This window comes from Streptomyces sp. NRRL WC-3549, from assembly GCF_000721935.1.
Lineage (GTDB): Bacteria > Actinomycetota > Actinomycetes > Streptomycetales > Streptomycetaceae > Streptomyces.
In genome coordinates this window covers 43,421-44,104 of the sequence record NZ_KL585399.1, presented here as the reverse complement: position 1 = coordinate 44,104, position 684 = coordinate 43,421, and the positions used below count along the sequence as shown (strand labels likewise).

Here is a 684-nt window from a genome sequence, read left to right as displayed (position 1 = left end):
CCCCGCCGGTGACGTACCCGCGACGCCGAGCAGTGCGGCGCCGAGGGCGCCGGCGCAGGCGGTCGCCGCACGTGCCTTGAGACGGGCGCGGGAACGGATGGTTCCGGTCATTCTGGCTCCTCGTGGGGGAGGGCTTCGATGGGGGCCGGGCTCGCTCCACGCTTGGCATGGACGCGATAAGGCTTGGGGGAGACCGTAGGAGGACTAGACCAGTTGGTCAATGGTTCGGACCAATTTTCCTGATCATCGGACACCGTGAACCCGGTGACGGGGGCGCCACGATCGGGCATACTCGACCCGCCACGGCCGCTGACCGGCGACTCTCGTGATCCGAGAGGGCAGGATCGGCTGAGGAGACATGGATGTCCGGGCGTCGCCCGGGGACCACCCGGCGGCGCCGCTCACACCCCGCGCGCGTGCCCGCCGCTACGCCCGACAGGGAGGAGAGCGCCGTCATGTCCGACCGTGCCCCGCAGCCGGTGGAACGCCGACTGCCCACCGAGGAGTCCAGGCAGCTCGTCGCGCTCGTCCGCGACATCGCGTCGAAGGAGATCGCTCCGCGGGCGGCCGAGGAGGAGGAAGCGGGCCACTTCCCGCGCGAGGTCTTCACCCTCCTCTCCGATTCCGGCCTGCTGGCCCTCCCGTACGCCTCCGAGTACGGCCTGTCTCTTATAAACATCTCTG

At 69.9% G+C, this 684-nt stretch carries 1 pseudogene; it reads left to right on the top strand.

Going from position 1 to position 684, the window contains the following annotated elements:
• Positions 1 to 455: 455 nt before the first annotated feature.
• Positions 456 to 684, top strand: a pseudogene (locus tag IH13_RS0115075) (acyl-CoA dehydrogenase family protein); the annotation flags it as partial.